This is a genomic window from Streptomyces prunicolor NBRC 13075 (genome assembly GCF_000367365.1).
GTDB lineage: Bacteria > Actinomycetota > Actinomycetes > Streptomycetales > Streptomycetaceae > Streptomyces > Streptomyces prunicolor.
This window is the reverse complement of sequence record NZ_BARF01000051.1, coordinates 132,500-158,347: the sequence shown is the minus strand read 5'-3', so window position 1 is coordinate 158,347 and position 25,848 is coordinate 132,500. Positions and strand designations below refer to the sequence as shown.

The following is a 25,848-nucleotide window of genomic DNA, read 5'->3' as shown; positions in this document are numbered from 1 at the left end:
GGGCCCTCAACGTCCGCCTCGACAGCGGCGCGACACGAGAAGGCCTGCGCACCCGGCCGCGCGGAGCCCGTGAGTTCCTCCAAGTGCCCTGATCGCAGGCCTACTTCTTCTTGCCCCTCGGTACGGTCACGCCCGTCAGCAGGGCCGTGCCCGGGGCGAGGTCCCGCCATGTGCTGCCGTGCCAGGCGAGGACCGCGATCGCCGAGGTCGGGAACTTGACGCGCACCTCGTCGAGCGCGTCGTCGAGGCTGTCGCCGGCGAGGTCGAGGACCAGGTCCTCCAGGCCGGGGTTGTGCCCGATCAGGAGCAACGTCTCGACCTCGGACGGTACTTGGTGGACGGCGTCGAGGAGTTCCGGTACGTCGGCCGCGTACAGGCTCGGCTCGTACCGGACCGGCGGTGGGGTGCCCCACTCGGCGGACGCCAACTCCCAGGTCTGGCGGGCCCGTACGGCCGTGGAGCACAGGGCGAGGTCCGGCAGGGCGTCGGTCTCGGCGAGGGCGATGCCGGCGGCCGGGGCGTCGCGGCGCCCGCGCGGGGCGAGGGGGCGCTGGTGGTCGGGAACGCCCTCGGGCCAGGCCGACTTGGCGTGCCGCAGCACGACCAGGCGGCGCAGCGGGCGGGCACCGGCGCGGGCGTTCACGCCAACGACCCGATGTCACGGGTGAGTTCGAGCCCGAGAAGCCGGTCGGCGTAGGCGTACGTCTCGAAGCGGGCACCGTCGGGCAGGTCGGGCCAGGTCTCCACCCGGCGCAGCACCCGCAGCACCTCGGGCACGTCCAGGTCGTCCTCCCAGGCCGTCCGCAGCTCCGCGCGCACCTCGTCGGGCACCGGCCTCGAAGGCTGCCGCGCCCAGTCGGCGACCGAACCACGCCAGTGCGCCAGCGTCCGCCGCGCCTCCTCCAGCGCCGCCGCGTCGAGCCGTACCGGCAGGTCACGGGGGTGTGAGAGCAGGGCGAGCCGGAGCGCGGCCGGGTCGGAGAGGTCGGGGGCGGAGGTCGTGGGCGAATCGGCGGGGGCTACGGCCACCAGGACTCCCCCGGTCGGCTCGGTGCCCTCGGTCGCCACGTGGAGGACCTGGGCCTCGCCGAGTCCGGAGCCGAGGTCTCCGCCGTCCTCGAAGGGCCGTATGCCCAATGCCCTTGCCGCGGCCCGGAGTTCGGGCTGCTCGTGCTCGCCGGTGAGCAGTGACCAGACGGGGGTGCCGCCGAGTTCGAGGGCGCGTACGAGGAGATCGGAGAGGAGGAGGACTCGTAGTGTCGTGGGAGTCAGGCCCGACGCGTGCGCCTCGACCCTGGTCAGGCCACGGCGGGCGGGGGCGGCTTCGACGGGCTCGCCGGTTCGGGCGTCGGTGATGCGCAGCACGGCCTGAGCGTAGGCGGGTGGAGGGCCGTACGCATGCATGTTCGCTCTGTTCCGGACGAGCCGACGGGATTCACCCCGGTCTGTCCGGGGCGCCGGGGTGCGCAAGCCCGCCCGCGTTCACCCGTTCGCCCATCCCGCCTTTCGCCGAGGCCGGTGGGGCGTGTGGGGTGGGAGATGCCCCGACCAGCACCCCGGACGAGACGACCCTCGGAGACTCCCGATGACCGACCGCGTGTTCCCCCGCAAACCCTCGTCGCCGACGCCCCTTCGACGGCGGCTGGTCCTCCTGACCGCCGCGCTCGTCGCCGGTACGGCGCTCCTCCCGCCCGGAGTCGCCGCCGCCGCGCCGCTCCGCACCGACTCCTGGGAGGCCTCCGCTCGGGCGCTGGGCGGTGGGGCGACCATCGTGCCGGGGCGGTCCGGGCTGGTGCGGATCAGCGGGTACAAGGGTGCCGCCCTGCCGGCCGGGTCCTCGCTGCGGCTGACCGCGCCCGTCGGGGCCCGGGTCACGGAGACGCCGCTCGCCGACGCCGGGGGGTTCCAGGGCTCGGTGACCGCCGACGGTACGAGCGGCTCGTACACGTATGTGCGCGACTCGGCTTCCGGTTCGTGGAAGGACGGCGGCTATCCGTTCGTCCTCACCGTGGACGAACGGGCGGTGCCGGGGACGCGGCTGCCCGGGTGCGCCGTCGTGCTGACCGACGCGGGTGGAGCGCGCCGGGCGTCCGGCAGTTGCGCCGTGACCGTCGGCATGCCCGGGCCGACGCTGACCGAACCGGCGGGCGGCACCTTCGTGTCCGGCGCGGCGCGGCTCGCCGGGTTCTCCTATCCGGGGGCGCGGGTGAGTGTCGTGGACGCCGCCGAGCACAAGGTGTGCGCGGGTGTCGCCCGCATCGACGGCACCTGGTCGTGCACGCCGGACACCCCGCTGCCGGCCGGCGCCAACCGGCTGCACGCGAGCGCCGCGTTCAACGGGGTGTCGGCGGTCGGTGAGGACGTCGACTTCACGGTGACCGCGCAGGAACCGGACGCGGCCCACTGACTCATCCCGCGAGCAACTCCCGCAGTGTCTTCGCCACGACGGCCGGGTCCTCCTCCGCCATGAAGTGACCGCAGGTCACGGTCGCGTGCCGCAGGTCCGGTGCCCAGGCGCTCCACAGTGCCGCCGCGTCGAAGCCGAGCGCGGCGCCCCAGTCCTGCTGGAGGACGGCGACGGGCATCCGCAGCCGGTTGCCGGTGTCGCGGTCGACCCGGTCGTGGGTGACGTCGATACCGGCGGAGGCGCGGTAGTCGGCCACGATCGAGGGGACCGCGGCGCGGCAGGCGTCGAGGTAGGCGGCGCGGAGGTCGGCGGGGATCGCGGACGGGTCGTTCGTCCAGAGGTCGAGGAAGTGGCCGAAGAACCCGTCGGGCGCGGCGGCGATCAACTCCTCGGGCAGGCCCGGCGGTTGGGCCATCAGGTAGAGGTGGAAGCCGACGGCGGCGGTGACGCCGTGCAGCACGTCCCACATGTCCAGGGTGGGGAGTACGTCGAGGCAGGCGAGGTGGGTGATCGTGCCGGGATGGTCGAGTCCGGCCCGGAAGGCGACCAGCGCGCCGCGGTCGTGCCCGGCGAGCGCGAAACGGTCGTGGCCGAGCGCGTGGGCGAGGGCGACGACATCCGCGGCCATGGTGCGCTTGGCGTAGCCGGAGCCGTCGGTCTCGGCGGGCTTGTCGCTCGCGCCGTAGCCGCGCAGGTCGGGGCAGATCACCGTGTGGTCGGCCGCGAGGTCGGCGGCGACGTGGCGCCACATGAGATGGGTCTGCGGGAAGCCGTGCAGCAGCACGATCGGGCTCCCGGAGCCGGACACAGCCGCGTTCAGGGAGACTCCGTCCGCGACGGGGACACGGTGGTAGGTGAAGCCGGGGATGGTCGTTGACATGCCGTCGAGCCTGCCGCGCGCCGATGAGCAACGAATGAGCGCGCTACGGTGACCTGGGGCGATGCCCCGGAAAGGGTGGTCGGCGATGGAGGTCGCGTTCGGTGTGCTGGGGCCGGTCGCGGCCTGGGACGGCACCGGGGACACGATCGCCCTGAAGGGCCCGCGACACCGTGCCGTGCTGGCCCGACTGCTGGTCGCCCGGCGCCGCGTCGTACCGGTCGCGCGTCTGGTCGAGGATCTGTGGGCGGATCAGGCGGCCCATGCGGAGCCGCCCGCCGACGCGGTGGGCGCGGTCCGCACCTTCGTGGCCGCGCTGCGCCGGGCCCTGGAACCGGAGCGCCCGCCGCGAACTCCGGCCCGGCTGCTGGTCACCGAGGGCCCGGGGTACGCGCTGCGCGCCGGGCCCGGGGCCGTGGACGCCTGGCGGTTCGAGCGGGCGGTGACCGACGCCGCGACCCTGCCGGCCCCGGATGCGCTCAACCGGCTGGAGGAGGCGCTGAGTTGGTGGCGGGGCCCGGCCTACGCCGACTTCGGCGACGAAGCCTGGGCCCGCGCGGAACGCTCCCGGCTCGCCGAACTCCGACTGCACGCCGCCGAGCGCCGGGCCGAGACCCAACTCGCCCTGGGCCGGGCCGCCGTGGCGATCCCCGACCTGGACGCCCACGTCGCCGAACACCCGTGGCGCGAGGACGCCTGGCGCCTGCTGGCCCTGGCCCTCTACCGCACCGGCCGCCAGGGCGACGCGCTCGCGGTACTGCGCCGGGCGCGCGCCCTCCTCGTAGACCAACTCGGAGCGGACCCGGGCCCGACGCTGCGCCGCCTGGAGGCGGACATCCTGGATCATGCGGCGCATCTGGACTCCGGCCCGCACATCGACCATCCGCCGTCACTCGCCCATGCCCCGCACCTCACCCCCGTGTCGGATCCGAGCGGTCCAGCCGATCGCGTATGGGCCGAAGCAACCGCTGCCTACGACCGAACCGTCGCATCCGGCGCCCGTGCCCGCCTGGAATCGACAGTCGGCCTGCTCCGCGACCTCGCGGTGACCGGAGGCGACGGCCTGGAAGCGGCCCGCAGACACCGCCTCGCCGCCATCACGGCGGCGCGGGAACTGGGCGACCCGGAACTCACCGCCCGCGTGATCGGCGGCTACGACGTCCCGGCGATCTGGACCCGCGTCGACGACCCGCACCAGGCGGCGGACACGGTGGCCGCGGCCGAGCACACCCTGGCCGCACTCCCGCCGGACGCCCAACTCACCTCACGGGCCCGCCTGTTGGCCACGATCGCCCTGGAGTCACGCGGAACCCGCTCCGCACGTGGACTCCAGGCCGCCCGCCAGGCGGAGGAGATTGCCCGCAGACTGAACGGCCCCGCGCTCCTGGCCTTCGCCCTCAACGGCACGTTCATGCAGACCTTCCACCGCGCGGGCCTGGCCCCGCAACGGGACGAGATCGGCGCCGAGTTGGTCGCCCTGTCCGCCCGGCACGGCATGGTCACCTACGAGGTGCTCGGGCATCTCGTACGGCTCCAGTCCCGCAGCGCCCTCGCGGACTTCACCGGAGCCGACGCTCACGCGACGGCGGCGGACCGGCTGGCGGACCGTCATGAACTGCCGCTGGTGGGCGTGTTCACCCAGTGGTACCGGGTCCTACGGCTCACCGCGACCGGCAGTCCGCATCCCGCCGAGGTGGCAACCGCCTACCAGGACGCGGCACTTCGCCTGGACGGAGCCTGCATGCCAGGGCTGGAACGCGGGCTGCTGCCGCTGGCCCTGTTGTGCCTGCGGCTGCGGAGCGGGCAGCCCGCCCAGACCGACGAGCACATCGACTGGGGACCGTACGAACCGTGGGCCCGCCCGCTGGTGCTGCTGGCCCACGACCGTCCCACCGAGGCCCGGGTGGCGCTGAGTTCGCTCCCGGACCCGCCCCGCGATCTCCTCTTCGAGGCCCTGTGGTGCCTGGCCGCCCGCGCGGCTCTCACCGTGGGCGACCGGGGCACGATGGAGCGCGCTCTCGCCGAACTGACGCCCGCCGCGGCGGAGTTGGCCGGGGCGGGCAGCGGCCTGCTCACCCTGGGCCCGGTCGCGCAGCACCTCGACGATCTCGCCGTCGCGCTACGGAGCCCTCGGTGAGCCGGTGTTCGCGTCAGTCGGTCACCTGCACGACCGCCGTCGCCCCCGCCCGTACCGTCGGCGTCGCGTAGGTGTAGGTCACGCCGTTGACCGTCTTGGTGCGTACATGCTGCTGGACGCCGTTGACCTTGATCTTCTTGTGGACGCCGGGGAAGCGGGCCTCCCAACTGTAGGAGCCCTTGCGGGAGTTGTTCGTCAGGGTGGTCTTGGTCGCGCCGTCGTGGCGGACGGTGACCGTACCCGTGCCGATGGGGACGTCGGCCGCCTGGAGCCACTTCATGCCGGACGGGAGCTGTGACTGGGTGGTCACCTTGTGGTCGGGTGCGTCCGGGGTGATGCCCATCAGGCCCTGGACGGTCTGGCTGACCAGGGTGAACGACACCTCGGGGTAGTCGCCGTTGGGGCCCTGGCTGGAGTTGATGTGCTGGATCTCCCGCTCGCCGTAGATCTTCTTCATCCACTGCCAGGCGGTGTCGGCGCGGTTGTTCTTGAAGAACATGTCGGGCAGGTAGGTCGTGGACTCGATGTTGGGCGAGCCGTCCGGGCCCAGCTCCTGCGCCTGGATGTAGTCGAGGTAGGCGTCGTTGCGCGGGCCGGGGTCGATGATCTGCTTCATCGGCATGAAGACGCTGTTCTCCTTGCCCCAGCCGGTGACCGGGGTGCCGGAGGTCGTGTACGCGCGGACCATGTCGGCGCCGCTGCCGGTGCCGCTCCAGTCGTCGTTGAAGTACGTCTTCAGGTCGGCGGCGCGCTTGTCGTACGTCTTGGCGAGTCTGGTGTCGCCCTTGCCGCGGGCGAGGACCGCCATCGCCAGGTATGCCTGGTACTCGGAGGCGATGCCGTCCCCGGCCTCGGCGAGACCGTCGCCGTCCTGCTCGTTGTAGCTGGCGGCGCCCTGGAAGATGCCCTGGCCCGTGCCCTCGGCGACCTTCACCTTGCCGTTGTCCTTGGCGGAGTTGTGCAGGTCGATGAACTGCTCGGTGGCGTGCCGGTAGAAATCCCACAGCACCGGGTCGTCGACGTATCTGCGGTCGCCGGTCCAGAGATACGCCTGGGCCGCCTTCTCGACGAGTTCGAAGGTGGCCGGCACCTCGCGGACGAAATTGTCCGGGCTCTTGTAGTCGATGCTCAGGTAGGTCTTCGCGTCGAAGTTGAGGGACCACACCGGGAAGTACTTGTGCTCGGCGGTGGCCGACGCCGCGTACGAGCGGAGCATCGTCTCGTTCTCGGCGTCGAGCCCGATGAGGTGGGCGCCGGCGAGCTGGTGGGTCATGTCTCGGGAGTAGTAGGCGCTGCGGTTGGCGTATCCGGCCCAGTAGGTGGGCTCGTACGTCGCGCTGCCGGTGCCGCCGGTCTGGTACTCGTCGACGTTCACCGGGCCTACGGTGCCCGGGAGTTGGACCCAGCTGTTGGCCTTCTTCTGGGCCCAGTCGAACATCGCGACGACCTCGGGGTCGGACGAGGTCACCTTCGGGTCGGCGGACGCGGCGGGCGAGATCATCAGGTCGTCGGCGTTGACCCAGGCGCTGCCGGAGCCGAACTCGATCTGGAGCCGGTCGCCGGTCCTCAGCGCGACGTCGCTGATGGTGTACCGGGCGTAGCCGGGGTGCTGCGGCAGCGTGATCGTCTGGACGGTCTCGCCGTTGCGCCGGATCGTGTACGTGCCGCCGGTGCCGGCGCTGCCGATCCACGCGGAGAAGTCGTAACTCCCGTTCCCGGGCGCGACGATGGTCAGCTGGGCGCTCTTACCGGCTCCGGCGTCGAGGTAGAGGAAGCGTTCGCCGCCATGCCTGTTGCCGGTGCCGACGCCGGCCCCCGAGGTGAAGGTCCAGCCCGTCCCGCCGTTCTCGAACCCCGGGTCCGGGATGGCGAGTTGGGGGCTGGGGGCGGCGGACGCGGTGGCCGACAGAGCGGGAGCCATCGGGGCGAGCAGGGCAACAGCGGTGAGCAGCATGAGCCTTGAGGGCTTCATCGGATCTCCCGGTCTTCGGTCACTGCGGGGTGGGGGCCGCGTGGTGGCCGGAAAGCTAGCAGGGGCGGAAGTGGCGATTCAATGGTCATGCGAGAGAAACATGGAAGACACGCACTTCTGCTGCTACTTTGCACGGCAGGATGTACTGAAAGTTTTCAGCGGCTTCTTGCAAGTCAGGCTCGAAGGGAACCGTATGAAGGTCGGCATCACCGAGGTCGCGGAGCGGGCGCGGGTGAGCGAGGCCACGGTCAGCCGGGTCATCAACCGGCGTCAGGGCGTGTCCCGCAAGACCCGTGAGGCGGTCGAGCAGGCGATGGCGGACCTGGGGTACGAGCGGCAGACCCGGGGTCAACTCGTCGCGGTGGTCACCGAGTTGGTCTCCAACCCGTTCTTCGCCGATGTCGCCGAGCGGATCGAGTCCGTGCTCGCCCCGCACGGTCTGAAGACGGTCCTGTGCCCGTGCTTCCCGGGCGGGGTACAGGAGTTGGACTTCGTGACCTCGCTCGCCGACCGGGGCGTCGCCGCCGTGGTGTTCCTCTCGGCGAGCAACACCCTTGAGGGCGCGGACCCTTCGGCGTACGAACTGCTGCGGTCCCGCAGGATCCCGTTCGTCGGGATCAACGGCCGGTTCGAGGGTGCGAGCGAGGCGCCGGTCTTCTCCACCGACGACCTGCTCGCCGCCGAACTCGCCGTCGACCATCTGCACCGGCTCAGCCACCGCCGTATCGGCATGGCGTCGGGCCCGCTCGGCAACCGCCCCGCCGACCGCCGCGTCAGCGGCTTCGTCGCCTCGCTCGCCAAGCGCGGTGTCGAGGACCCGGAGCAGTGGGTGGTCCGGCAGTCCTACACCGTCGAGGGCGGCCAGTCCGCCGCGATCTCGCTCCTCGGGCGCGGGGCCACGGCGATCGTCGCGGCGAGCGACTACATGGCGCTGGGCGCGATCCGGGGCGCGCGGCGACAGGGGTACGACGTTCCGGGTGATGTGTCGGTGGTCGGCTACGACGGTTCCATGATCATGGACTTCGTCGATCCGCCGCTGACCACGGTCCGCCAGCCGGCCGACCGGCTGGCCTCGGAAGCGGGCCGCAGTGTCCTCGCCCTGGTCGGCAACCGTGACGTCCCCGTCGGTGAACTCCTCTTCGATCCCGAGCTGGTGATCCGCGCGAGCACGGGGGCGCCGAAGGCGTGAGGCAGCGGAGGGCATGAGCCGGGCTCCCCTTGCTCGTCCAGACCATTGACCTAGAGGTCGGATCTAAGGACACTCCAGTCGGAGATCCGACCGGGCGATCGGCGGAAACTCCCCCTATTCATCGGGTGTTTCGCGACTCATGGTCGTGCATCATGAATGCTCCGGAGGGGCTATGTCTCGGTCTCGGTTCATGTTTGTCGGGGTGGCGCTCGCGCTGCTCGTGGGCGGCGGCGGTCCTGTCGCCGCGGCGCAGAGAGCGACGCCGGTGGCGGTGGTCGACGTGGACGCGTACGGAGCCGACCCCACCGGCCGAACGGACTCCACGCCCGCTGTCGTCGCGGCGCTGCGGCACGCCAAGAGCGTCGATCACGGGCGGGCGGTCAGGATCGAGTTCTCGAAGGGGACCTACCAGCTCTACCCCGAGCGGGCCGAGACGCGGGAGCTGTACGTCTCCAACACCGTTGGCGCGGACCAGCGTTACCGCGACAAGAAGATCGGGCTCCTCATCGAGGACATGCACGACGTCACCGTCGACGGCGGCGGCGCGAAGCTCGTCTACCACGGGTTGCAGACGGCGTTCGCGTCGATCCGCTCGACCAATGTGACCTTCCAGAACTTCTCGTTCGACTACGCGGCGCCCGAGGTCATCGACGCGACCGTGGCCACCGCCGGTGTCACCGACGGCGCCGACGCGCATGCCTACCGCGTCCTGAAGATCCCGGCCGGCAGCCCGTACGAGGTGAACGGCACACACATCACCTGGCTCGGCGAGAAGAGCCCGGCCACCGGACAGCCGTACTGGCAAGGCGTCGACGGGCTCCAATACACCCAGATCCACGACCCCAAGGCGCAGAAGACCTGGCGCGGGGACAACCCGCTCTTCAACAACGTCTCTTCAGTCACCGACCTCGGCGACCGCCGGATCCGGATCGACTACAGCACCGCGACGCAGCCGACGGACGCCGGGCTCGTCTACCAGATGCGGCTGATCGAGCGGACGGAACCGGGCGCCTTCATCTGGCAGTCCAAGAACGTCACGATGCGCTCGATGAACGCCTACTACCTCCAATCCTTCGGTGTGGTCGGCCAGTTGAGCGAGAACATCTCCATCGACAAGGTGAACTTCGCACCCGATCCGAAGTCCGGCCGGTCGACGGCCTCGTTCGCCGACTTCGTGCAGATGTCCGGCGTCAAGGGCAAGGTCTCCATCACCCGGAGCCTCTTCGACGGCCCGCACGACGACCCGATCAACATCCACGGCACGTACCTGGAGGTCGTCGGGCAGCCCGGGCCGAACACGGTCACCCTCGCCTACGAGCACCCGCAGACCGCCGGGTTCCCGCAGTTCGCGCCCGGTGACGAGGTCGAGTTCACCACCAAGCGCACGATGACCCCGGTGGCGGACCCGCACGCCAAGGTCACGGCGGTCGACGGGCCCAGCGGCATGGACCACACCAAGTCGCTGACCACCATGACCGTCACGTTCGACCGTCCGGTCCCGGCCGGGGTCGAGATCGGCGGCACGGTCGTCGAGAACATCACGGCCACCCCGTCGGTCGTCATCACCGGCAACACGTTCCGCAACGTTCCGACGCGCGGCATCCTGGTCACCACCCGCAAGCCCGTCCTGATCGCCGGCAACCGCTTCGACGCGATGTCCATGGCCAGCATCTACGTCTCCGCCGACGCCTACCAGTGGTACGAGTCCGGCCCGGTCGCCGACCTCACGATCCGCGACAACTCCTTCACGCGCCCGACCGGCCCGGTCATCTTCGTGGAGCCGACCAACCAGGTCGTCGACCCGGCGAACCCGGTGCACCACAACATCAAGGTCGAGCACAACTCCTTCGACATCGGCGACGTGACGGTCGTCAACGCCAAGAGCGTCGGCGGCTTCACCTTCACCGGCAACACGGTCCGCCGCCTCGCCGCACCGGGCGAACCGCCGTACACCTCCCCGCTGTTCGTCTTCCACGGCAGCACGGGCATCAAGATCGCCCGCAACCACTACGACAAGGGCCTCAACACGTCCGTGGTCGAGGACTGAGCGAGGGACCGAGGAATCACGGCACTCCGCCCGCTGTTGTCCCGGACGGCAGCGGGCGCACGATTCCCAAGGAGGCCGAGCGTGTACGGCGATTCAGCAACGATCCGCAAGATCCTCACCGAGACCGGTGACACCTGGGCGGTCGTGGGCCTCTCCTCGAACCGGTCCCGCGCGGCGTACGGCGTCGCGGAGGTGCTGCGGCGCTTCGGCAAGCGCGTCGTCCCCGTCCACCCCAAGGCGGAGACGGTGCACAGCGAACAGGGCTACGCCTCCCTCGCGGACATCCCCTTCGAGGTGGACGTGGTGGACGTCTTCGTCAACAGCGACCTCGCCGGCCCGGTCGCCGACGAGGCGGTCGCCAAGGGCGCGAAGGCCGTCTGGTTCCAGCTCGGGGTGATCGACGAGGCCGCGTACGACCGGACCCGGGCGGCGGGCCTGGAGATGGTGATGGACCACTGCCCGGCGATCGAGATCCCGGCCCTCGGCCGCAGCTCAGGCTGACAGGGTAAGAAGGCACCGTAAGAAGCCTGTGAGCATGACAAAGAAGCCCTCGAAGCCAAGTCAAATTTCAGGCAACAGACTTCTGTAAATATTCATTCATTCCTAGCCTGAGGCCTCTTCCCCGTTAAGCATGCGTGCTGACTTCGAGAGGCCTCTTGACATGGTGAGCGTTGACCAGTCCGTTCCGGAGGCCACCAAGGATCCGAGCGGTTTGCGGAGGGACGTCGGCCTGATCGGGCTGATGTGGGCGTCGGTGGGCTCGATCATCGGCTCCGGTTGGCTGTACGGCGCGCACGACGCGGCCATCCAGGCCGGTCCCTCGGCGATCATCTCGTGGGTGATCGGCGCGATCGCGATCGTCCTGCTGGCCCTGGTGCACGCCGAACTCGGCGGCATGTTCCCGGTGGCGGGCGGCACGGCCCGCTACCCGCACTACGCGTTCGGCGGCCTGGCCGGCATGTCGTTCGGCTGGTTCTCCTGGCTGCAGGCCGCGACCGTGGCGCCGATCGAGGTCGAGGCCATGATCGGCTACGCCGGTCACTGGTCGTGGGCCAAGCACTTCCAGCACGCCGACAAGACCCTGACGACGAGCGGTCTGCTCGTGGCGGTCGTACTCATGGCGGTCTTCGTCGGGGTGAACTTCTTCGGTGTACGGGTGCTGGCGCACACCAACAGCGCCGCGACCTGGTGGAAGATCGCCGTTCCGCTCGGCGCAATCTTCGTCGTCGCCGTGGGCAACTTCCACCCGGCCAACTTCCACTCGGCGAGCTTCGCGCCGTTCGGTGCCAAGGGCGTGCTCACCGCGATCAGCACCAGCGGCATCATCTTCGCGCTGCTCGGCTTCGAGCAGGCCATCCAGCTGGCGGGCGAGAGCCGCAATCCGAAGCGGGACCTGCCGCGCGCCACGCTCGGCTCGGTCGCGATCGGTGCCGTCATCTACATCCTGCTCCAGGTGGTGTTCATCGCCGCACTGCCGCACGCCGCCTTCGCGAACGGCTGGGCCCACCTCGCGTTCAAGGGCGACAGCGGCCCGTGGGCCGGCCTCGCGACCGTGGTGGGCCTCGGCTGGCTGGCCGTGGTCCTCTACCTCGACGCGATCATCTCCCCCGGCGGCACCGGCCTGATCTACACCACGGCCACCTCGCGGGTCTCCTACGGCCTGGCGAAGAACGGTTACGCCCCCAAGATCTTCGCGAAGACCGACGCACGCGGTGTGCCGTGGTTCGGCCTCATCATGTCCTTCGTGACCGGCGTGATCTGCTTCCTGCCGTTCCCCAGCTGGCACAAGCTGGTGGGTTTCATCACCTCGGCGAGCGTGCTGATGTACGCGGGCGCCCCACTGGCGTACGGCGTCTTCGCCGACAAGCTGCCGCGCCTGGAACGCCCGTACCGGCTGCCGGCCGGCAAGGTGATCTCCCCGCTGTCGTTCGTGGTCGCCAACCTGATCATCTACTGGGCCGGCTGGGACACCCTGTGGCGGCTCGGCGTCGCCATCGTCCTCGGCTACCTGCTGCTCGGCACCTACGCCTGGTACGCCACGGCCAGCGAGGCACCCGACGCACCCCGGCTGGGCTTCCGGGCCGCGCAGTGGCTGCCGGTCTACCTGGTCGGCATGGGCGTGATCTCCTGGCAGGGCGGCTTCGGCGGCCAGGGCAACATCCCGCTGTGGTGGGACATCCTGCTCATCGCGGTCTTCTCGATCGGCATCTACTACTGGGCCAGGGCGACCTCGTCCACGCTCGAGGACATCGAGCGCAGCATCGACGAGGTCGTCATCACGGACGCACCCGCGCACTGATCCGCCCCCTCCCCCCAGCGAAATCCGAACCGGCCGCCCCCCAGGCGGCCGGTTTTCGGTTGTCCGCACACCGTCATAATGGCCGGGTGACCTTCACCTCCCCCCACCCCAACTCCGGCTCCCCACAACGCTTTCCGGTCGTCGTCGTGGGCGCCGGTCCCGCCGGGCTCACCATCGGCAACATCCTGCGCGCGGCCGGGATCGACTGCCTGGTGCTGGAGACCGAGACCAGGGAGTTCATCGAGCAGCGGCCCCGGGCCGGCGTCATCGAGGAGTGGGCCGTGCGCGGGCTGGAGCAACGGGGGCTCGCCGAGAACCTGTTGGCGCGGGCGCAGCGGCACACCCAGTGCGAGTTCCGCTTCGGCGGGCAGCGCCACCGGCTGTCGTACACCGAGCTGACGGGGCATCACCACTACGTCTATCCACAGCCGTTGCTGGTGACCGACCTGGTGCGGGAGTACGCGGACGTGCGGGGCGGCGCGATCCGGTTCGGGGTCCAGGACGTCCAGCTGCACGACCTCGACACCGACCGTCCGGCGGTGTCGTACACCGACCCGGAGACCGGTCAACGGCAGCTCGTACAGGGCGACTTCGTGGCGGGCTGCGACGGTGCGCGCGGGGTGACGCGGGCCGCGCTGCCGCCGGAGCGGGCGCGGATCGCGCGGCTCGACTACGGCATCGGGTGGCTCGCGCTGCTCGCGGAGGCGCCGCCGTCCTCGGACTGCGTCATGTTCGGCGTCCATCCGCGCGGCTTCGCCGGGCACATGGCGCGCAGCCCCGAGGTCACCCGCTACTACCTCGAATGCCCGCCCGGCGACGACCCCGACAACTGGCCGGACGAGCGCGTCTGGGCCGAGCTCCAGCTCCGGCTCGCCGCCACCGGCGCCCCGCCGCTGACCGAAGGCCGGCTGATCGAGAAGCGCGTGCTCGACATGCACAACTACGTTGTCGAACCCATGGTGTTCGGCCGGCTCTTCCTCGCCGGTGACGCGGCCCACCTCACCGCTCCCATCGCCGCGAAGGGCATGAACCTCGCCCTGCACGACGCGTTCCTGCTCGGCGACGCGCTCGTCGCGTATGTCACGAAGGGCGACTCGACGGGCCTGGGCGGCTATTCGGAGGCCTGCCTGAGCCGGGTGTGGGACTACCAGGAGTTCTCCCAGTGGCTCTCCGAGGTGTACCACGGCACCTCGTCCGGCGACCCGTACCGCGCGGGCACCACCCTCGCCCGACTCCGCCGCGTCTTCGCATCCCCCTCCGCCGGCCTCGCGTTCGCGGAGAGCTACCTGGGCAAGGACCCCAACTCCTGAGCTACGGCCGTCAGTTGTACGGCTGCCAGCTGTACGGCGGTCAGTCGTGCGGCCGTCAGTCGTGCGGCGGGCGGTCGGTGAGCCGGTGGTCCGCCACGTTCAACGCCTCGTCCACCAGCCGCCGTAGATGACCGTCGCTCAACGCGTAGATCACCCGGCGGCCCTCCTTGCGCGTGGTCACCAACCCCGCGAGGCGCAACCGCGCCAGGTGCTGGCTGACCGCGGGGCGGGCCGCGTCGCAGGCCTCCGTGAGGGTGCTGACGTCGGACTCCCCTGACGTCAGGGCGTGCAGGAGGGTCAGGCGGGTGCGGTCGCCGAGCAGGGCCAGGAGTTCGGCGGCCAGCGCGAACTGTTCCTCGCCGGGGGTGCGCGGGTGCGCATCGTGCGCAGGTGATAGGTGCATGCGTGCGCTCATACGCACATAATGGTCCCGTGGGCGCCGTCCGTCCACCCGCGCACCGGAAGGGGACCCACGTGAGCGACCAGCACCACCACGAACACGAGCACGCACACCCGCACGACGACCACGGACACGACCACCCGTATCCCGATGACCACTCCCCCACCGGCATCCGTCACCGCCTCGGCCACCTCCTCACCCCGCACTCCCACGAGACCGCCGCCAAGCTCGACTCCGCCCTGGAGTCCTCGGCCCGCGGTATGCGCGCGCTCTGGGTCTCGCTCGCGGTGCTCGGGGTGACCGCGCTGGTGCAGGCGGTCGTGGTGGTCGTGTCCGGGTCGGTCGCGCTGCTCGGCGACACGGTGCACAACGCAGCGGACGCGCTGACCGCCGTACCGCTCGGCATCGCGTTCGTACTCGGCCGCCGGGCCGCCACCCGCCGCTTCACGTACGGCTACGGGCGCGCCGAGGATCTGGCCGGTATCGCGATCGTGCTGACGATCGCCGCGTCCGCCGCGTTCGCGGCCTGGGCGGCGGTGGACCGGCTGCTCGATCCGCGTCCCATGACCCACGTCCCGGTGGTCGCCGTCGCGGCGCTCGTCGGGTTCGTGGGCAACGAGTGGGTGGCCCGGTACCGGATGCGGGTCGGCCGGGAGATCGGGTCGGCCGCGCTGGTCGCCGACGGACTCCACGCCCGTACCGACGGGTTCACCTCGCTGGCCGTGCTGGCCGGGGCCGGCGGTTCGGCGCTGGGCTGGCAACTCGCCGACCCGATCGTGGGGTTGGCGATCACGGCCGCGATCGCGCTGGTCCTGCGGGACGCGGCGCGCGAGGTGTTCCGGCGCGTGATGGACGCCGTCGACCCCGACCTGGTGGACCGGGCCGAGCACGCCGTGCGGGAGGTCGAAGGGGTGCGCGGGGTGGGCGAGTTGAGGCTGCGCTGGATCGGGCACCGGCTGCGCGCCGAGGTCGCGGTGGTGGTGGACGGGGAGGCGACGGTACGGCAGGCCCACGCCGTCGCCGTAGCGGCGGAGCATGCGCTGCTGCACGCGGTGCCGCGGCTCACGGCCGCCCTCGTGCACGCCGACCCGGCGCCGGTGCCCGGCGAGGCGGACCCGCATGGGGAGTTGGCCCACCACCACGCCACGGTGTGAGGCCGGTTCTCTACGGCTTGGGGGTCAGGCGACGCCCAGGCCGTCCAGCACCACCGCGCCCGGAAGTTCCGCGAACGCCTTGCCGGGGACCAGGAGTTTGCCGCGGCGGCGTCCGCTGCCGACCAGGACGTAGGGCAGGTCGACGACGGCCGAGTCCACCAACACCGGCCAGTCGGCGGGGAGTCCGACGGGGGTGATGCCGCCGTACTCCATGCCGGTCTCGCCGGTCGCGGTGTCCATCGACGCGAACGAGACCTTGCGGGCGCCGAGTTGGCGGCGGACGACGCCGTTCACGTCGACTCGGGTGGTGGACAGGACCACGCACGCGGCCAGCATGGTCTCACCGCCGCGCTTCCGGCCACCACCACACAGTTCGCGGCCTGCTCCAGCAACTCCTGGCCGTAGCGTTCGACGAAGGTGGCGGTGTCGGCCCACTCCGGGTCCGTGTCGACGTAGACGATCTGGTCGGCGGGGACGCTGCCGCGCCAGGCGCGCACGGCGTCGGCGACCGGGCGGGTCAGTTCGTCGAGGCGGTCGGGGGCCGGGGCGGCGTGTTCGAAGTGTCCGATGGGTGCGTGCATGACGGAACGCTAACAGGCACCGGGCGGCCGCTCACGGGGTCTCTCCGCGCACGGGCGGGACCGACACCGTCATCATCATCTCCACCGGGACCTCGCCCCGATTCCCGTACGTGTGGGCGGTGTTGGCCTCGAAGGTGGCGCTCGCGCCGGCCGGGACGACATGGTCCTCGCCGTCCACGGTGAGGGTCAGCTCGCCGGTGACGACATGGAGCATCTCGACCGTGCCGGTGGGGTGGGGCTCCGAGGGGCTGGCCTCCCCCGGCATCAGTCGCCAGTCCCACATCTCCAGCGGTCCGGGGGCCTCGGTGCCGGCGAGGAGGCGGTTGTAGCTGCCGGCGTCGGTGTGCCAGAGCCGTACGGCGCGCTCGGCGGGGACGATACGGACCTTCGGGCCCTGTTCGTAGTCGAGCAGGGTGGTGATGCTGACGCCGAGGGCGTCGCCGATCTTGACGACCGTGCCGATGCTGGGATTGGTGCGGGCCTGCTCGATCTGGATGAGCATGCCCCGGCTGACGGCGGCCCGGGCGGCGAGCACGTCCAGGGTGAAGCCGCGCACCGAGCGCCAGTGCTTGACGTTGCGAGCCAGGGACTGGGTCAGCAGGTCGAGGTCCGACACGTTCCGTCCATACCTTCAGGTCAATATTTTGGATGACAGGGTTCAGTTCAGTGAACTACGGTGTGCTGCACCCGATCGTTCAGCGAACTGCACCGAACTGTACTGCGAGGCACCCCGTGACAGCATTCTTCGCCCTGGCCACCAGCCTCCTGTGGGGAGTGGCCGACTTCGGCGGCGGACTGCTGACCAGGCGGACCCCGGCGCTGACGGTGGTCGTGGTCTCGCAGGGGATCGCGGCGGCCGTGCTCGGCGCGGTCGTGGTGGCCACCGGGGGCTGGAGCGAGGCCGGGCCGCAGCTGTGGTTCGCGTTCGCGGCGGGGGTGGTGGGGCCGGTCGCGCTGTTCAGTTTCTACAAGGCGCTCGCGCTGGGCCCGATGGGCGTCGTCTCGCCGCTCGCGACGCTGAGCGTGGCCGTACCGGTCGGGGTGGGGCTCTTCCTCGGCGAGCGGCCCGGCCTGATGCAGGCGGCGGGGATCGCGGTCGCCGTCACCGGGGTCGTGCTCGCGGGCGGCCCCCAGTTGCGGGGCGCGCCCGTCCAAAGGCAGACGATCCTCCTGACCCTGATCGCCGCGCTCGGCTTCGGCACGGTGTTCGCACTGATCGCGGAGGCGTCCAGCAGCGTGACCGGCCTCTTCCTCGCGCTGTTCGTGCAGCGCGTGACGAATGTGGCCACGGGTGGCGCCGCGCTCTACGTCTCCGTACGGCGGGGCGGGGTCGCGCTTCCGGAGGGCGGGTTCCTCTGGGGTTCGCTGCCGGCGCTGGCCTTCGTGGGACTGGCCGACGTGGCGGCCAACGGAACGTATTCGATCGCCGCGCAGCATGGGCCGGTGACGGTGGCGGCGGTGCTCGCGTCGCTGTATCCGGTGGTCACCGCGCTGGCCGCGCGCGGGTTTCTGAGCGAGCGGTTGCGGGTGATTCAGGCGGCGGGGGCGGGGCTTGCGTTGGTGGGGACGTTGTTGCTGGCGACGGGGTGAGGGGGCGGGGTTGTGTGCAGGGGGCGTCGAGTACCGCGGGGTGTGGGAACGGGGGCGTCGGATGCTGGGGGGTGTCGGGTGGCGCGGGGGCGCCGGGTGAGGTGCCGGGGGGTGTCGGGTGGCGCGGGGGCGCCGGGTGAGGTGCCGGGGGCGACGGGTGCCGGGCTCGTCTCGGCATGAATGCCAGGCCTGGCCTCGGCATGAGCGCCGGATCACGCCTCGGCGCACAGCCGACGGGCGCCGGCTGCCAGGTGGGGTGCCGAAGACGTCGAATGCCGGGTCCGTCTCGGCATGAGTGCCAGGTCAGGCCTCGGCATGAATGCCGGATCGGGCTTCGGCACACGTGTCGGATCAGGCCTCAACTCGCATGCCGGATCACACCTCGACACGCGTGCCGCTCAAGCTTCCGCGTCCAGTTCCGCGAGGTGGGCGATCGCGTTCTCGTCCAGTTCGGCGAGCCGGGTCGCGCCTTCCTCGTCCAGGCCTGCCAGTGCGCGGAGTTGATCCGGGGTCACATCCGCGGGGATCGGCACCGGAGCGGGGGTGCGGAGCGGCGGCTGCCAGCCCTCGGCGGGGGTCCAGCGGCGTACGACCCGTGCGGGCGCCCCCGCCACCACGGCATGGTCGGGCACCGTGCCGCGGACCACCGCACCGGCCGCCACCACCACGTTCCGGCCGATGCGCGCGCCCGGCAGGATAACCGCGCCGGTGCCGATCCAGCAGCCGGGGCCGATCTCGACGGGTTCCATGCGCGGCCACTGCTTGCCGATGGGCTCGTGCGGGTCGTCGTAGGAATGGTTCGTGGACGTGACGTAGACGTACGGCCCGAAGTAGCAGTCGCTGCCGATGGTCACCGTCGTGTCGGCGATGACGTGGCTGCCGCGGCCGAGGACCACGCCGTCACCCAGGCGCAGGATCGGGTCGGGGCCGAGGTCGAGGTCCGGCATCAGGCCCGCCGTGAGGGTGACCTGCTCGCCGACGATGCAGTGGGAACCGAGGTGGATCCAGGGTTCACCGAAGACCGTGCCCAGCGGGAAGGCGAGCCGGGTGGCTTCGCCGATGGAGCCGAAGTGGAAACGGCCGGGGTTCTTCGCTGTCACCGAGCCGGTGCGCTGCACCCAGGCCCAGCCCGCGTGAACGGCGCGCTGCGCGAGGTGGCTCCGCCATTTTGAGAACGTGTTCTTGCGGTTGGGCACCCGGCCACGGTACTCAGCGGGAGCCTGGGCCATGAGGTCTGGCCGCTGTGATCTTCGCCCCACCGATGTCGTACCGTGCGGGTGTCTCCGACGGTTAGGGAGGGTCTTATGACGCACAGGGCGTTGATCGTGGGCATTGGTGGGCGGGAGCCGAAGGTCGATGAGTCGGCGTTCGTGGCTCCTACGGCGTCTGTGATCGGGGATGTGACGCTGTCCGCGGGGGCGAGTGTCTGGTACGGGGCGGTGTTGCGCGGTGACGTCGAGAGGATCTCGGTGGGCGCGAGCAGCAACATCCAGGACAACTGCACGCTGCACGCGGATCCTGGGTTTCCGGTGAGTGTGGGTGAGCGGGTTTCCGTTGGGCACAACGCCGTTGTGCATGGGGCGACCGTTGAGGATGACTGCCTTATTGGGATGGGGGCTACGGTGCTCAACGGGGCGGTGATCGGGGCGGGGTCGCTTGTTGCGGCTCAGGCGTTGGTGCCGCAGGGGATGGTTGTGCCGCCGGGGTCACTGGTCGCCGGGGTGCCGGCGAAGGTGCGGCGGGAGTTGAGCGGTGAGGAGCGGGAGGGGTTGACCCTTAACGGGACCATGTATGCGGAGTTGGCGAAGGCGCATCGCGGGGTGCATGAGTAGGTCGTATGGCGGGTGCGGGCCGGGTGTGGCTGGTCGCGCAGTTCCCCGCGCCCCTTCAGGGCGCGTTACTCGCCGGCGTTTACCGGTTCGGGTTCGTTCTTCTCGGCCGACATTTTTTGGGCCCTGCGCTTTACCAGGAGCATTGAAGCCAGGCCCACCAGGACCGCTGCCGCCAGGCCGAAGTACGAGAAGCGCTTGAGCCAGTCCTCGGCGACGATTCCCACGTAGTAGACGACCGCCGTGGTGCCGCCGGCCCAGATGATTCCGCCGAGGACGTTGGCGATCAGGAACTTCCAGTAGGGCATGTGGAGTACGCCCGCGAGGGGGCCGGCGAAGATGCGGAGGAGGGCGATGAAGCGGCCGAAGAAGACGGCCCACATGCCCCACTTCTCGAAGGACCGTTCCGCGGTGGCCACATGGCCTTCGCTGAAGTGCCGGGGGAACTTGTTCGCGAGCCAGGCCAGCAGGGGGCGTCCGCCCTTGCGGCCGATCGCGTAACCGATGGAGTCGCCGACCACCGCGCCCAGGCTCGCGCAGGCGCCCAGGATGATCGGGTTGATGCCCGAGTGTTGGGAGGAGAGCAGTGCCGCCGAGACCAGGACGATCTCGCCCGGCAGCGGGATGCCCAGGCTCTCCACCCCGATGACGAGTGCCACCACGGCGTAGACGGCCACCGCCGGAACCGAGTCGAGCCATTCCTGGACGTGCAACGCCGGTCCTCCTGAATGCGCGGACTGTCTGTCTTGCCGGCGTGCGCCTCGAACACATGGGGCGCACCCAGGAAGCCTACCGCTCGGCATCCGAAGGCAACGCCCCTCGGGCGAGCGCTCGGACAGCGGCTCAGACAGCGGCTCGGACGACAGCTCGGACGTCCCCCCGCCGACCGCATCGGAATCGCTCCGTTACGTGCCAGGAGGGCCGAAAGGGCGTCGACTGCCCCAGATTCACTTAGAGTAGCCTTGCCTAAGTTGGCCGGTTTCCGGAGGGTGGCTGGTGGGAGCAGGGGAACTGTCGGGGCGGGACGTCTGGACGCGCTCGGTCAAGGGACAGATACGGCGCGTCGCACTCGGCTCGGCGCTCGGAAGCGTGCACCAACTGGGGGAAGCCCTGGTACCGGTGCTCATCGGTGTCGTCATCGACCAGGCCGTCGCCGGGCAGAACGCCGGATATCTGGCGCTCTGGCTCGGCGTGCTGGCCGTCATGTACGTGACGCTGTCGTGGAGTTTCCGGCTGGGCGCCAAGGCCGGTGAGCGCAGTGCCGAAGAGGCCGCGCACACACTCCGGTTGGCGATCGTGGGGCGGGTGCTCGACGCCCGTGGCGGTGCCGAGGAAGGGCGGCTGCCCGGGGAACTGGCCAATGTCGCGACCGAGGACGCCAAGCGGGTCGGCGCGGTCAACATGGCGTTGATGGCCGGGGTTTGGGCCTTCGCGGGGGTCGCGGTGAGCGCGGTTGCGCTGCTGCTGACGTCCGTGACACTCGGACTGATCGTGTTGCTGGGTACGCCCGTTCTGCTGTGGCTGGGGCATCTGCTGAGCAAGCCGTTGGAGCGGCGCAGCGAGGCCGAGCAGGACAAGGCCGCTCATGCCTCGGGCGTGGCCGCCGACCTGGTGGCCGGGCTGCGGGTACTGAAGGGGCTCGGTGCGCAGGGCGCCGCCGTCGAGCGGTATCGCCGGACCAGTCGTATCTCCCTTGCCGCCACGCTGCGTTCGGCGCGTGCCGAGTCCTGGCAGACGGGGCTCGTGCTCGCGCTCACCGGTGGGTTCATCGCGCTGATCGCTCTCGTGGGCGGCCGACTGGCGCTCAACGGGTCGATGACTCTGGGCCAGTTGGTGTCGGCGGTGGGGCTCGCGCTGTTCCTGCTCGGGCCGTTGGAGACCTTCGCCTGGGTCAACGCCGAGCTGGCGCAGGGCCGTGCCTCGGCCGCGCGCGTCGCCGAGGTGCTCGCCACCGGGCCCGCTGTCGTGGACGGCGACGACCCGGTCGCCGAGCCCGTGCGCGGGGAACTGCGGCTGCGTGGCGTACGGCTCGGCGGGCTCGACGGTGTCGATCTCGACCTGCCCGCCGGGCAGTTGACCGGCATCGCGGTGACGGACCCGGCCGGTGCCGAGGCGCTGTTGCGGTGTCTTGGTCGGGAGACCGATCCGGAGTCGGGGTCTGTCGAGCTGGACGGCGTGCCCCTGACTCGGCTTGATCCGGCGGGACTTCGGGCCGCTGTCCTGGTCGCCGCCCATGACGCGGCGCTGTTCGAGGGCTCGTTGGCGGCGAACGTGACGCCGGAGGACGCCTCTCAGGACGGCGCGGCCGGTCTCCTCACCGAGCGTGCCATGGTCGCCGCCCGCGCCGACGAGGTCGCCGACTCGCTGCCGCACGGCACCGCGACCGGTGTGGGTGAGGGCGGGCGTTCCCTGTCGGGCGGACAGCGCCAACGGGTGTTGCTGGCAAGGGCGTTGCGTGCCGAGCCGCCCGTCCTGGTCGTGCACGATCCGACCACCGCCGTCGACACGGTGACCGAGGGCCGCATCGCTGAGGGCCTGCGCGAGTTCCGGCAGGGCCGCACCACCATCGTGGTGACCAACAGCCCCGCCCTGCTCGCGGTCACCGACCACGTGATCCTCCTCGACGCCGGCCGGGTCGGTGCCGAGGGCACCCACGCGGATCTCGTACGGACCGACGCGACCTACCGGACGGCGGTGCTGGCATGACGACCGGAGCCGAGGGGATGGAAGCGGAACTGACGGAAGCGGGACTGGTGGACGCCGAGCTGACGGAGCCGGGACTGGTGGAGCCGGGACTGGTGGACGCCGAGCTGACCGACACGCACGAGGCGGACTCCGACCGCACCCTCCTCCCCACCGCCACCCCCGCCCGCACCCGCGCCGCGGTCCGTGAACTGCTGCGCCCGCAGCGGGGGTTGGCTGCCGCCGGGTTCGGGCTGATGGTGCTCGCCACCGCCGTCGGACTGCTCACCCAGCCACTGCTGGGCCACATCGTCGACATCGTCACCGAGCACCGCTCCCCCGACGCGCTCACCTTCCCGGTGGTCGCGCTGGCCGGAGTCGCCCTCGTCCAGGGCGTGACCACCGCACTCGGCATGTCCTTGGTGTCGCGGCTCGGGGAGACCGCCCTCGCGCGACTCCGCGAACTGTTCGTCGAGCGTGCCCTGTCCCTCCCACTGGACCGGGTGGAGAAGGCCGGCTCCGGTGACCTCAACTCCCGTGTCACCCGCGATGTTTCACGGGTCGCCGACGCCGTGCGCGGCGCGCTGCCCGAACTGGCCCGGTCCGCGCTGTCGATCGTGCTGACGCTGGGCGCGCTCGCCCTGCTGGACTGGCGGTTCCTGATCGCCGCGCTGATCGCCGTGCCGGTGCAGGCGCACACCGCACGCTGGTATGTGCGCAACGCCGTTCCCCTGTACGCCAAGGAGCGCATCGCCACCGGCACACAGCAGCAGCAGTTGCTGGACACCATCGGCGGGGCGCGGACCGTCCGGGCGTACCGGCTGCAGAAGGGCCACACCCTGCGGGTCACCGAACGCTCGCGCTCGGCCGTCGAACTGACCATGAGCGGCGTGCAGTTGATGCTCCGCTTCTACAGTCGGCTGCACATCGCCGAGTACATGGGGCTGTCCGCGGTCCTGGTCACCGGGTATCTGCTGGTGCGCGACGGTTCCGCGTCGGTCGGTACGGCCACCGCGGCCGCGCTGTACTTCGCCAGTCTCTTCGGGCCGGTCAACACCGCGCTGGTGCTGCTGGACGACGCCCAGTCGGCAACGGCCGGACTGGCACGGCTCGTTGGCGTGGTGGACGAGCCCGCGCCCGTGGTCGCCGACCGCGCGGACGACCGTACGACCGCCGCCGGTCCCCCGTCCGTGACGCTGACCGGTGTCTCCCACGCGTATGTGCCGGGCCGCCCGGTGCTGCACGACGTCGACCTGGAGATACGGCCCAAGGAGCGGGTCGCGCTGGTCGGTACGACCGGTGCGGGCAAGACGACGCTCGCCAAGCTGGTCGCGGGGCTGCACCGCCCGCAGTCGGGCCGGATCGACGTCGGCGGCGCCGAGCCGGACGAGGCCGGTCACCTGGTCGGGCTGGTCACGCAGGAGGTGCACGTCTTCGCCGGGCCGCTCGCCGAGGACCTGCGGCTGGCCCGCCCGGACGCGCACACCGAGGAACTCCGGGAGGCGCTCGACACGGTGGGCGCGCTCGGCTGGGTCGAAGCATTGCCGGAGGGCCTGGACACGGTCGTCGGCGACGGCGGTCATCGTCTGACCGCCGACCGCGCTCAGCAACTCGCCCTCGCCCGACTCCTGTTGGCCGATCCGCCGGTCGTCGTACTCGACGAAGCCACGGCGGAGGCGGGCAGTTCGGGTGCGCGGCAGCTCGACGAGGCCGCCGAACAGGCCCTGCGCGGCCGTACCGCACTGGTCGTGGCGCACCGGCTCAGCCAGGCCGCCGCCGCGGACCGGGTGATCGTGCTGAGCGGTGGCCGGGTCGTGGAGAACGGCACGCACGACGAACTCCTCACCGCCCAGGGCCAGTACGCCGCCCTGTGGCACGCCTGGTCCGACAGCCGCTCCGCCGAGACCGCGCCCGAAGCCCACTAGCCCCGCTGAAGATCTCCCCCCGCGAAGACCTGTCACCCCCCGCCGAACCCACCGCGACGAACAGAAGGATCATCCGATGCCCCGCGCCACCAGAGCTTCCCGGCTGTCCGGCCTGCTCGCCTCCGTACTCCTGCTGGCCGTCACGGCGGTCGGCTGCGGTTCCTCCAACTCCGACTCCACGTCGTCCAGTTCGAACACGTCGGGGTCGGGGGCGAAGGCCTCCGCGGACGCCTTCCCAGTGACGATCGCCCACAAGTTCGGCAGTACGACGATCAAGTCCGAGCCCAAGCGGATCGTCACCGTCGGCCTCACCGACCAGGACGCCGTCCTCGCCCTGGGCAAGGTGCCGGTCGGCACCACCGAGTGGCTCGGCGGCTACAAGGGCGCCATCGGCCCTTGGGCGCAGGACAAGTTGGGCAGTGCGGCGGCGCCGACCGTCCTCAAGGACACCGGCACCGGTCCGCAGGTGGAGAAGATCGCGGCCCTTAAGCCGGACCTGATCCTCGCCGTCTACTCGGGCCTGACCAAGGCGCAGTACCAGAGCCTGTCGCAGTTCGCGCCGGTCGTCGCCCAGCCCAAGCAGTACAACGACTACGGCGTGCCGTGGCAGCAGCAGACCGAGGAGATCGGCAAGGCGCTCGGCAAGGCCGACGAGGCCAAGACCCTGGTGTCGGGCGTCGAGGCCAAGTTCGCGGCGGCCAAGAAGGCCAACCCCGCCTTCGCCGACGCGACGGCCGTCATGGCCACCCCGTACGAGGGCGTGTTCGTCTACGGCAGCCAGGACCCGCGCTCCCGGCTCCTCTCCGACCTGGGCTTCTCGCTCCCGGCGGGCCTCGACAAGGTCATCGGTGACACGTTCGGCGCCAACATCAGCAAGGAACGCTACGACCTCCTCGACCAGAAGGTCGCCGTGTGGATAGTCCCCGACACCACCACGGCCGTCACCAAGCTGCACAACGACAAGATCTACGGCGACCTCAACGTGGTGAAGCAGGGCCGCGAGGTCTTCATCAAGGAGTCCAGCGACTACGGCAACGCCGTATCCCTGTCCACGGTGTTGAGCATCCCCTACGTCCTGGACCGCCTGGTGCCGCAGCTCACCGCCGCGGTGGACGGCAAGACCTCGACGAAGGTGGAGCAGCCGGCGTCCTGACCCACGGGAACGTGAAAGGGGGGCGGGTCCGAGGTAGTTCGGACCCGCCCCCCTTCCGTGTGCTCAGACCCCGTCGACCTCGACCAGGTTCTTCGGCCTCATGTCCGTCCAGTTGGCCTCGATGTGGTCGAGGCACTCCTGGCGCGCGGCCGGTCCGTACGCGACCGTCCAGCCCGCCGGTACGTCCACGAAGTCGGGCCAAAGGCTGTGCTGGCCCTCGTCGTTGACGAGGACGGAGTAGACGCCTTCGGGGTTCTCGAACGGGTTGCTCATGTCGGGGGTTCCTTGCCTCTCTG

General features: G+C 70.9%; 22 protein-coding genes and 1 pseudogene. 13 read left to right on the top strand and 10 right to left on the bottom strand.

What is annotated here, in order from left to right; genetic code table 11:
- Positions 1-100 precede the first annotated feature (100 nt).
- The gene (locus tag SPR02S_RS23610) at positions 101-643 is read right to left on the bottom strand and encodes a SixA phosphatase family protein (RefSeq protein ID WP_019059471.1); all 543 of its coding nucleotides are present in this window, start codon (positions 641-643) and stop codon (positions 101-103) included.
- Entirely contained in the window at positions 640-1,404 is a 765-nt protein-coding gene (locus tag SPR02S_RS23605) for a hypothetical protein (RefSeq protein ID WP_019059470.1), read from the bottom strand. The genes SPR02S_RS23610 and SPR02S_RS23605 overlap by 4 nt, the downstream gene beginning before the upstream one ends.
- 181 nt (positions 1,405-1,585) lie before the next feature.
- Here SPR02S_RS23605 and SPR02S_RS23600 point away from each other — a divergent pair, with 181 nt between their 5' ends.
- Positions 1,586-2,407, top strand: coding sequence for a DOMON domain-containing protein (locus SPR02S_RS23600; protein WP_019059469.1), 822 nt, complete (start codon positions 1,586-1,588; stop codon positions 2,405-2,407).
- Position 2,408: 1 nt separating this feature from the next.
- Here the strand turns inward: SPR02S_RS23600 and SPR02S_RS23595 are convergent, their stop codons facing one another.
- Positions 2,409-3,287 carry an alpha/beta fold hydrolase gene (locus SPR02S_RS23595; protein WP_019059468.1) on the bottom strand — a complete coding sequence of 293 codons (879 nt, stop codon included), beginning with the start codon at positions 3,285-3,287 and terminating at the stop codon, positions 2,409-2,411.
- 85 nt (positions 3,288-3,372) lie between these two features.
- Here SPR02S_RS23595 and SPR02S_RS23590 point away from each other — a divergent pair, with 85 nt between their 5' ends.
- Positions 3,373-5,421 carry an AfsR/SARP family transcriptional regulator gene (locus tag SPR02S_RS23590; RefSeq protein ID WP_019059467.1) on the top strand — a complete coding sequence of 683 codons (2,049 nt, stop codon included), beginning with the start codon at positions 3,373-3,375 and terminating at the stop codon, positions 5,419-5,421.
- A gap of 13 nt (positions 5,422-5,434) precedes the next feature.
- Here the strand turns inward: SPR02S_RS23590 and SPR02S_RS23585 are convergent, their stop codons facing one another.
- Positions 5,435-7,393 carry a hypothetical protein gene (locus SPR02S_RS23585; protein WP_245607604.1) on the bottom strand — a complete coding sequence of 653 codons (1,959 nt, stop codon included), beginning with the start codon at positions 7,391-7,393 and terminating at the stop codon, positions 5,435-5,437.
- 193 nt (positions 7,394-7,586) lie between these two features.
- Between SPR02S_RS23585 and SPR02S_RS23580 the strand changes: the two genes are divergently transcribed.
- The 5 genes from SPR02S_RS23580 (at position 7,587) to SPR02S_RS23560 (ending at position 14,238) form a co-directional block, all read left to right on the top strand.
- A complete protein-coding gene (locus tag SPR02S_RS23580; RefSeq protein ID WP_019059465.1) occupies positions 7,587-8,582 on the top strand; it encodes a LacI family DNA-binding transcriptional regulator in 996 nt (331 codons plus the stop codon).
- Between the two features lie 202 nt (positions 8,583-8,784).
- Complete coding sequence (locus SPR02S_RS23575) at positions 8,785-10,629, top strand: right-handed parallel beta-helix repeat-containing protein (protein WP_245607603.1); 1,845 nt, start codon at positions 8,785-8,787, stop codon at positions 10,627-10,629.
- An 81-nt stretch (positions 10,630-10,710) separates the two neighbouring features.
- Positions 10,711-11,130, top strand: a complete 420-nt coding sequence (locus tag SPR02S_RS23570) for a CoA-binding protein (RefSeq protein ID WP_019059463.1) — start codon at positions 10,711-10,713, stop codon at positions 11,128-11,130.
- A gap of 160 nt (positions 11,131-11,290) precedes the next feature.
- Positions 11,291-12,928, top strand: a complete 1,638-nt coding sequence (locus SPR02S_RS23565) for an APC family permease (protein ID WP_019059462.1) — start codon at positions 11,291-11,293, stop codon at positions 12,926-12,928.
- An 86-nt stretch (positions 12,929-13,014) separates the two neighbouring features.
- Positions 13,015-14,238, top strand: a complete 1,224-nt coding sequence (locus SPR02S_RS23560; RefSeq protein ID WP_019059461.1) for a 4-hydroxybenzoate 3-monooxygenase — start codon at positions 13,015-13,017, stop codon at positions 14,236-14,238.
- Between the two features lie 55 nt (positions 14,239-14,293).
- On the opposite strand, the gene SPR02S_RS23555 is transcribed toward SPR02S_RS23560, so the two are convergent.
- Positions 14,294-14,653 carry an ArsR/SmtB family transcription factor gene (locus tag SPR02S_RS23555; protein ID WP_043258440.1) on the bottom strand — a complete coding sequence of 120 codons (360 nt, stop codon included), beginning with the start codon at positions 14,651-14,653 and terminating at the stop codon, positions 14,294-14,296.
- A 59-nt stretch (positions 14,654-14,712) separates the two neighbouring features.
- Here SPR02S_RS23555 and SPR02S_RS23550 point away from each other — a divergent pair, with 59 nt between their 5' ends.
- Positions 14,713-15,792: a cation diffusion facilitator family transporter gene (locus SPR02S_RS23550; RefSeq protein ID WP_019059459.1), complete on the top strand. Its 1,080-nt coding sequence runs from the start codon at positions 14,713-14,715 to the stop codon at positions 15,790-15,792.
- 24 nt (positions 15,793-15,816) lie between these two features.
- Here SPR02S_RS23550 and SPR02S_RS56175 read toward each other — a convergent pair.
- A pseudogene (locus SPR02S_RS56175) lies at positions 15,817-16,373 on the bottom strand (YbaK/EbsC family protein).
- A 31-nt stretch (positions 16,374-16,404) separates the two neighbouring features.
- Positions 16,405-16,989 (bottom strand): helix-turn-helix domain-containing protein, encoded by a 585-nt coding sequence (locus SPR02S_RS23540; protein WP_019059458.1) that lies wholly within the window; start codon positions 16,987-16,989, stop codon positions 16,405-16,407.
- 116 nt (positions 16,990-17,105) lie between these two features.
- Here SPR02S_RS23540 and SPR02S_RS23535 point away from each other — a divergent pair, with 116 nt between their 5' ends.
- The gene (locus SPR02S_RS23535; RefSeq protein ID WP_019059457.1) at positions 17,106-17,963 is read left to right on the top strand and encodes a DMT family transporter; all 858 of its coding nucleotides are present in this window, start codon (positions 17,106-17,108) and stop codon (positions 17,961-17,963) included.
- Positions 17,964-18,361: 398 nt separating this feature from the next.
- On the opposite strand, the gene SPR02S_RS23530 is transcribed toward SPR02S_RS23535, so the two are convergent.
- A complete protein-coding gene (locus SPR02S_RS23530; RefSeq protein WP_019059456.1) occupies positions 18,362-19,159 on the bottom strand; it encodes an acyltransferase in 798 nt (265 codons plus the stop codon).
- 108 nt (positions 19,160-19,267) lie between these two features.
- On the opposite strand from SPR02S_RS23530, the gene SPR02S_RS23525 reads away from it, so the two are divergent.
- Positions 19,268-19,795 (top strand): gamma carbonic anhydrase family protein, encoded by a 528-nt coding sequence (locus SPR02S_RS23525; protein WP_019059455.1) that lies wholly within the window; start codon positions 19,268-19,270, stop codon positions 19,793-19,795.
- A gap of 65 nt (positions 19,796-19,860) precedes the next feature.
- On the opposite strand, the gene SPR02S_RS23520 is transcribed toward SPR02S_RS23525, so the two are convergent.
- Positions 19,861-20,505, bottom strand: coding sequence for a DedA family protein (locus SPR02S_RS23520; RefSeq protein ID WP_019059454.1), 645 nt, complete (start codon positions 20,503-20,505; stop codon positions 19,861-19,863).
- A 283-nt stretch (positions 20,506-20,788) separates the two neighbouring features.
- Between SPR02S_RS23520 and SPR02S_RS23515 the strand changes: the two genes are divergently transcribed.
- From SPR02S_RS23515 to SPR02S_RS23505, 3 genes are all read left to right on the top strand, one after another.
- The gene (locus SPR02S_RS23515) at positions 20,789-22,498 is read left to right on the top strand and encodes an ABC transporter ATP-binding protein (RefSeq protein WP_019059453.1); all 1,710 of its coding nucleotides are present in this window, start codon (positions 20,789-20,791) and stop codon (positions 22,496-22,498) included.
- Positions 22,495-24,399: an ABC transporter ATP-binding protein gene (locus SPR02S_RS23510; protein ID WP_019059452.1), complete on the top strand. Its 1,905-nt coding sequence runs from the start codon at positions 22,495-22,497 to the stop codon at positions 24,397-24,399. Before SPR02S_RS23515 ends, SPR02S_RS23510 begins: the two co-directional genes overlap by 4 nt.
- Positions 24,400-24,475: 76 nt before the next feature.
- Positions 24,476-25,552: an ABC transporter substrate-binding protein gene (locus SPR02S_RS23505; protein ID WP_019059451.1), complete on the top strand. Its 1,077-nt coding sequence runs from the start codon at positions 24,476-24,478 to the stop codon at positions 25,550-25,552.
- 63 nt (positions 25,553-25,615) lie between these two features.
- Here the strand turns inward: SPR02S_RS23505 and SPR02S_RS23500 are convergent, their stop codons facing one another.
- The gene (locus SPR02S_RS23500; protein ID WP_019059450.1) at positions 25,616-25,825 is read right to left on the bottom strand and encodes an MbtH family protein; all 210 of its coding nucleotides are present in this window, start codon (positions 25,823-25,825) and stop codon (positions 25,616-25,618) included.
- Between the last annotated feature and the right edge of the window lie 23 nt (positions 25,826-25,848).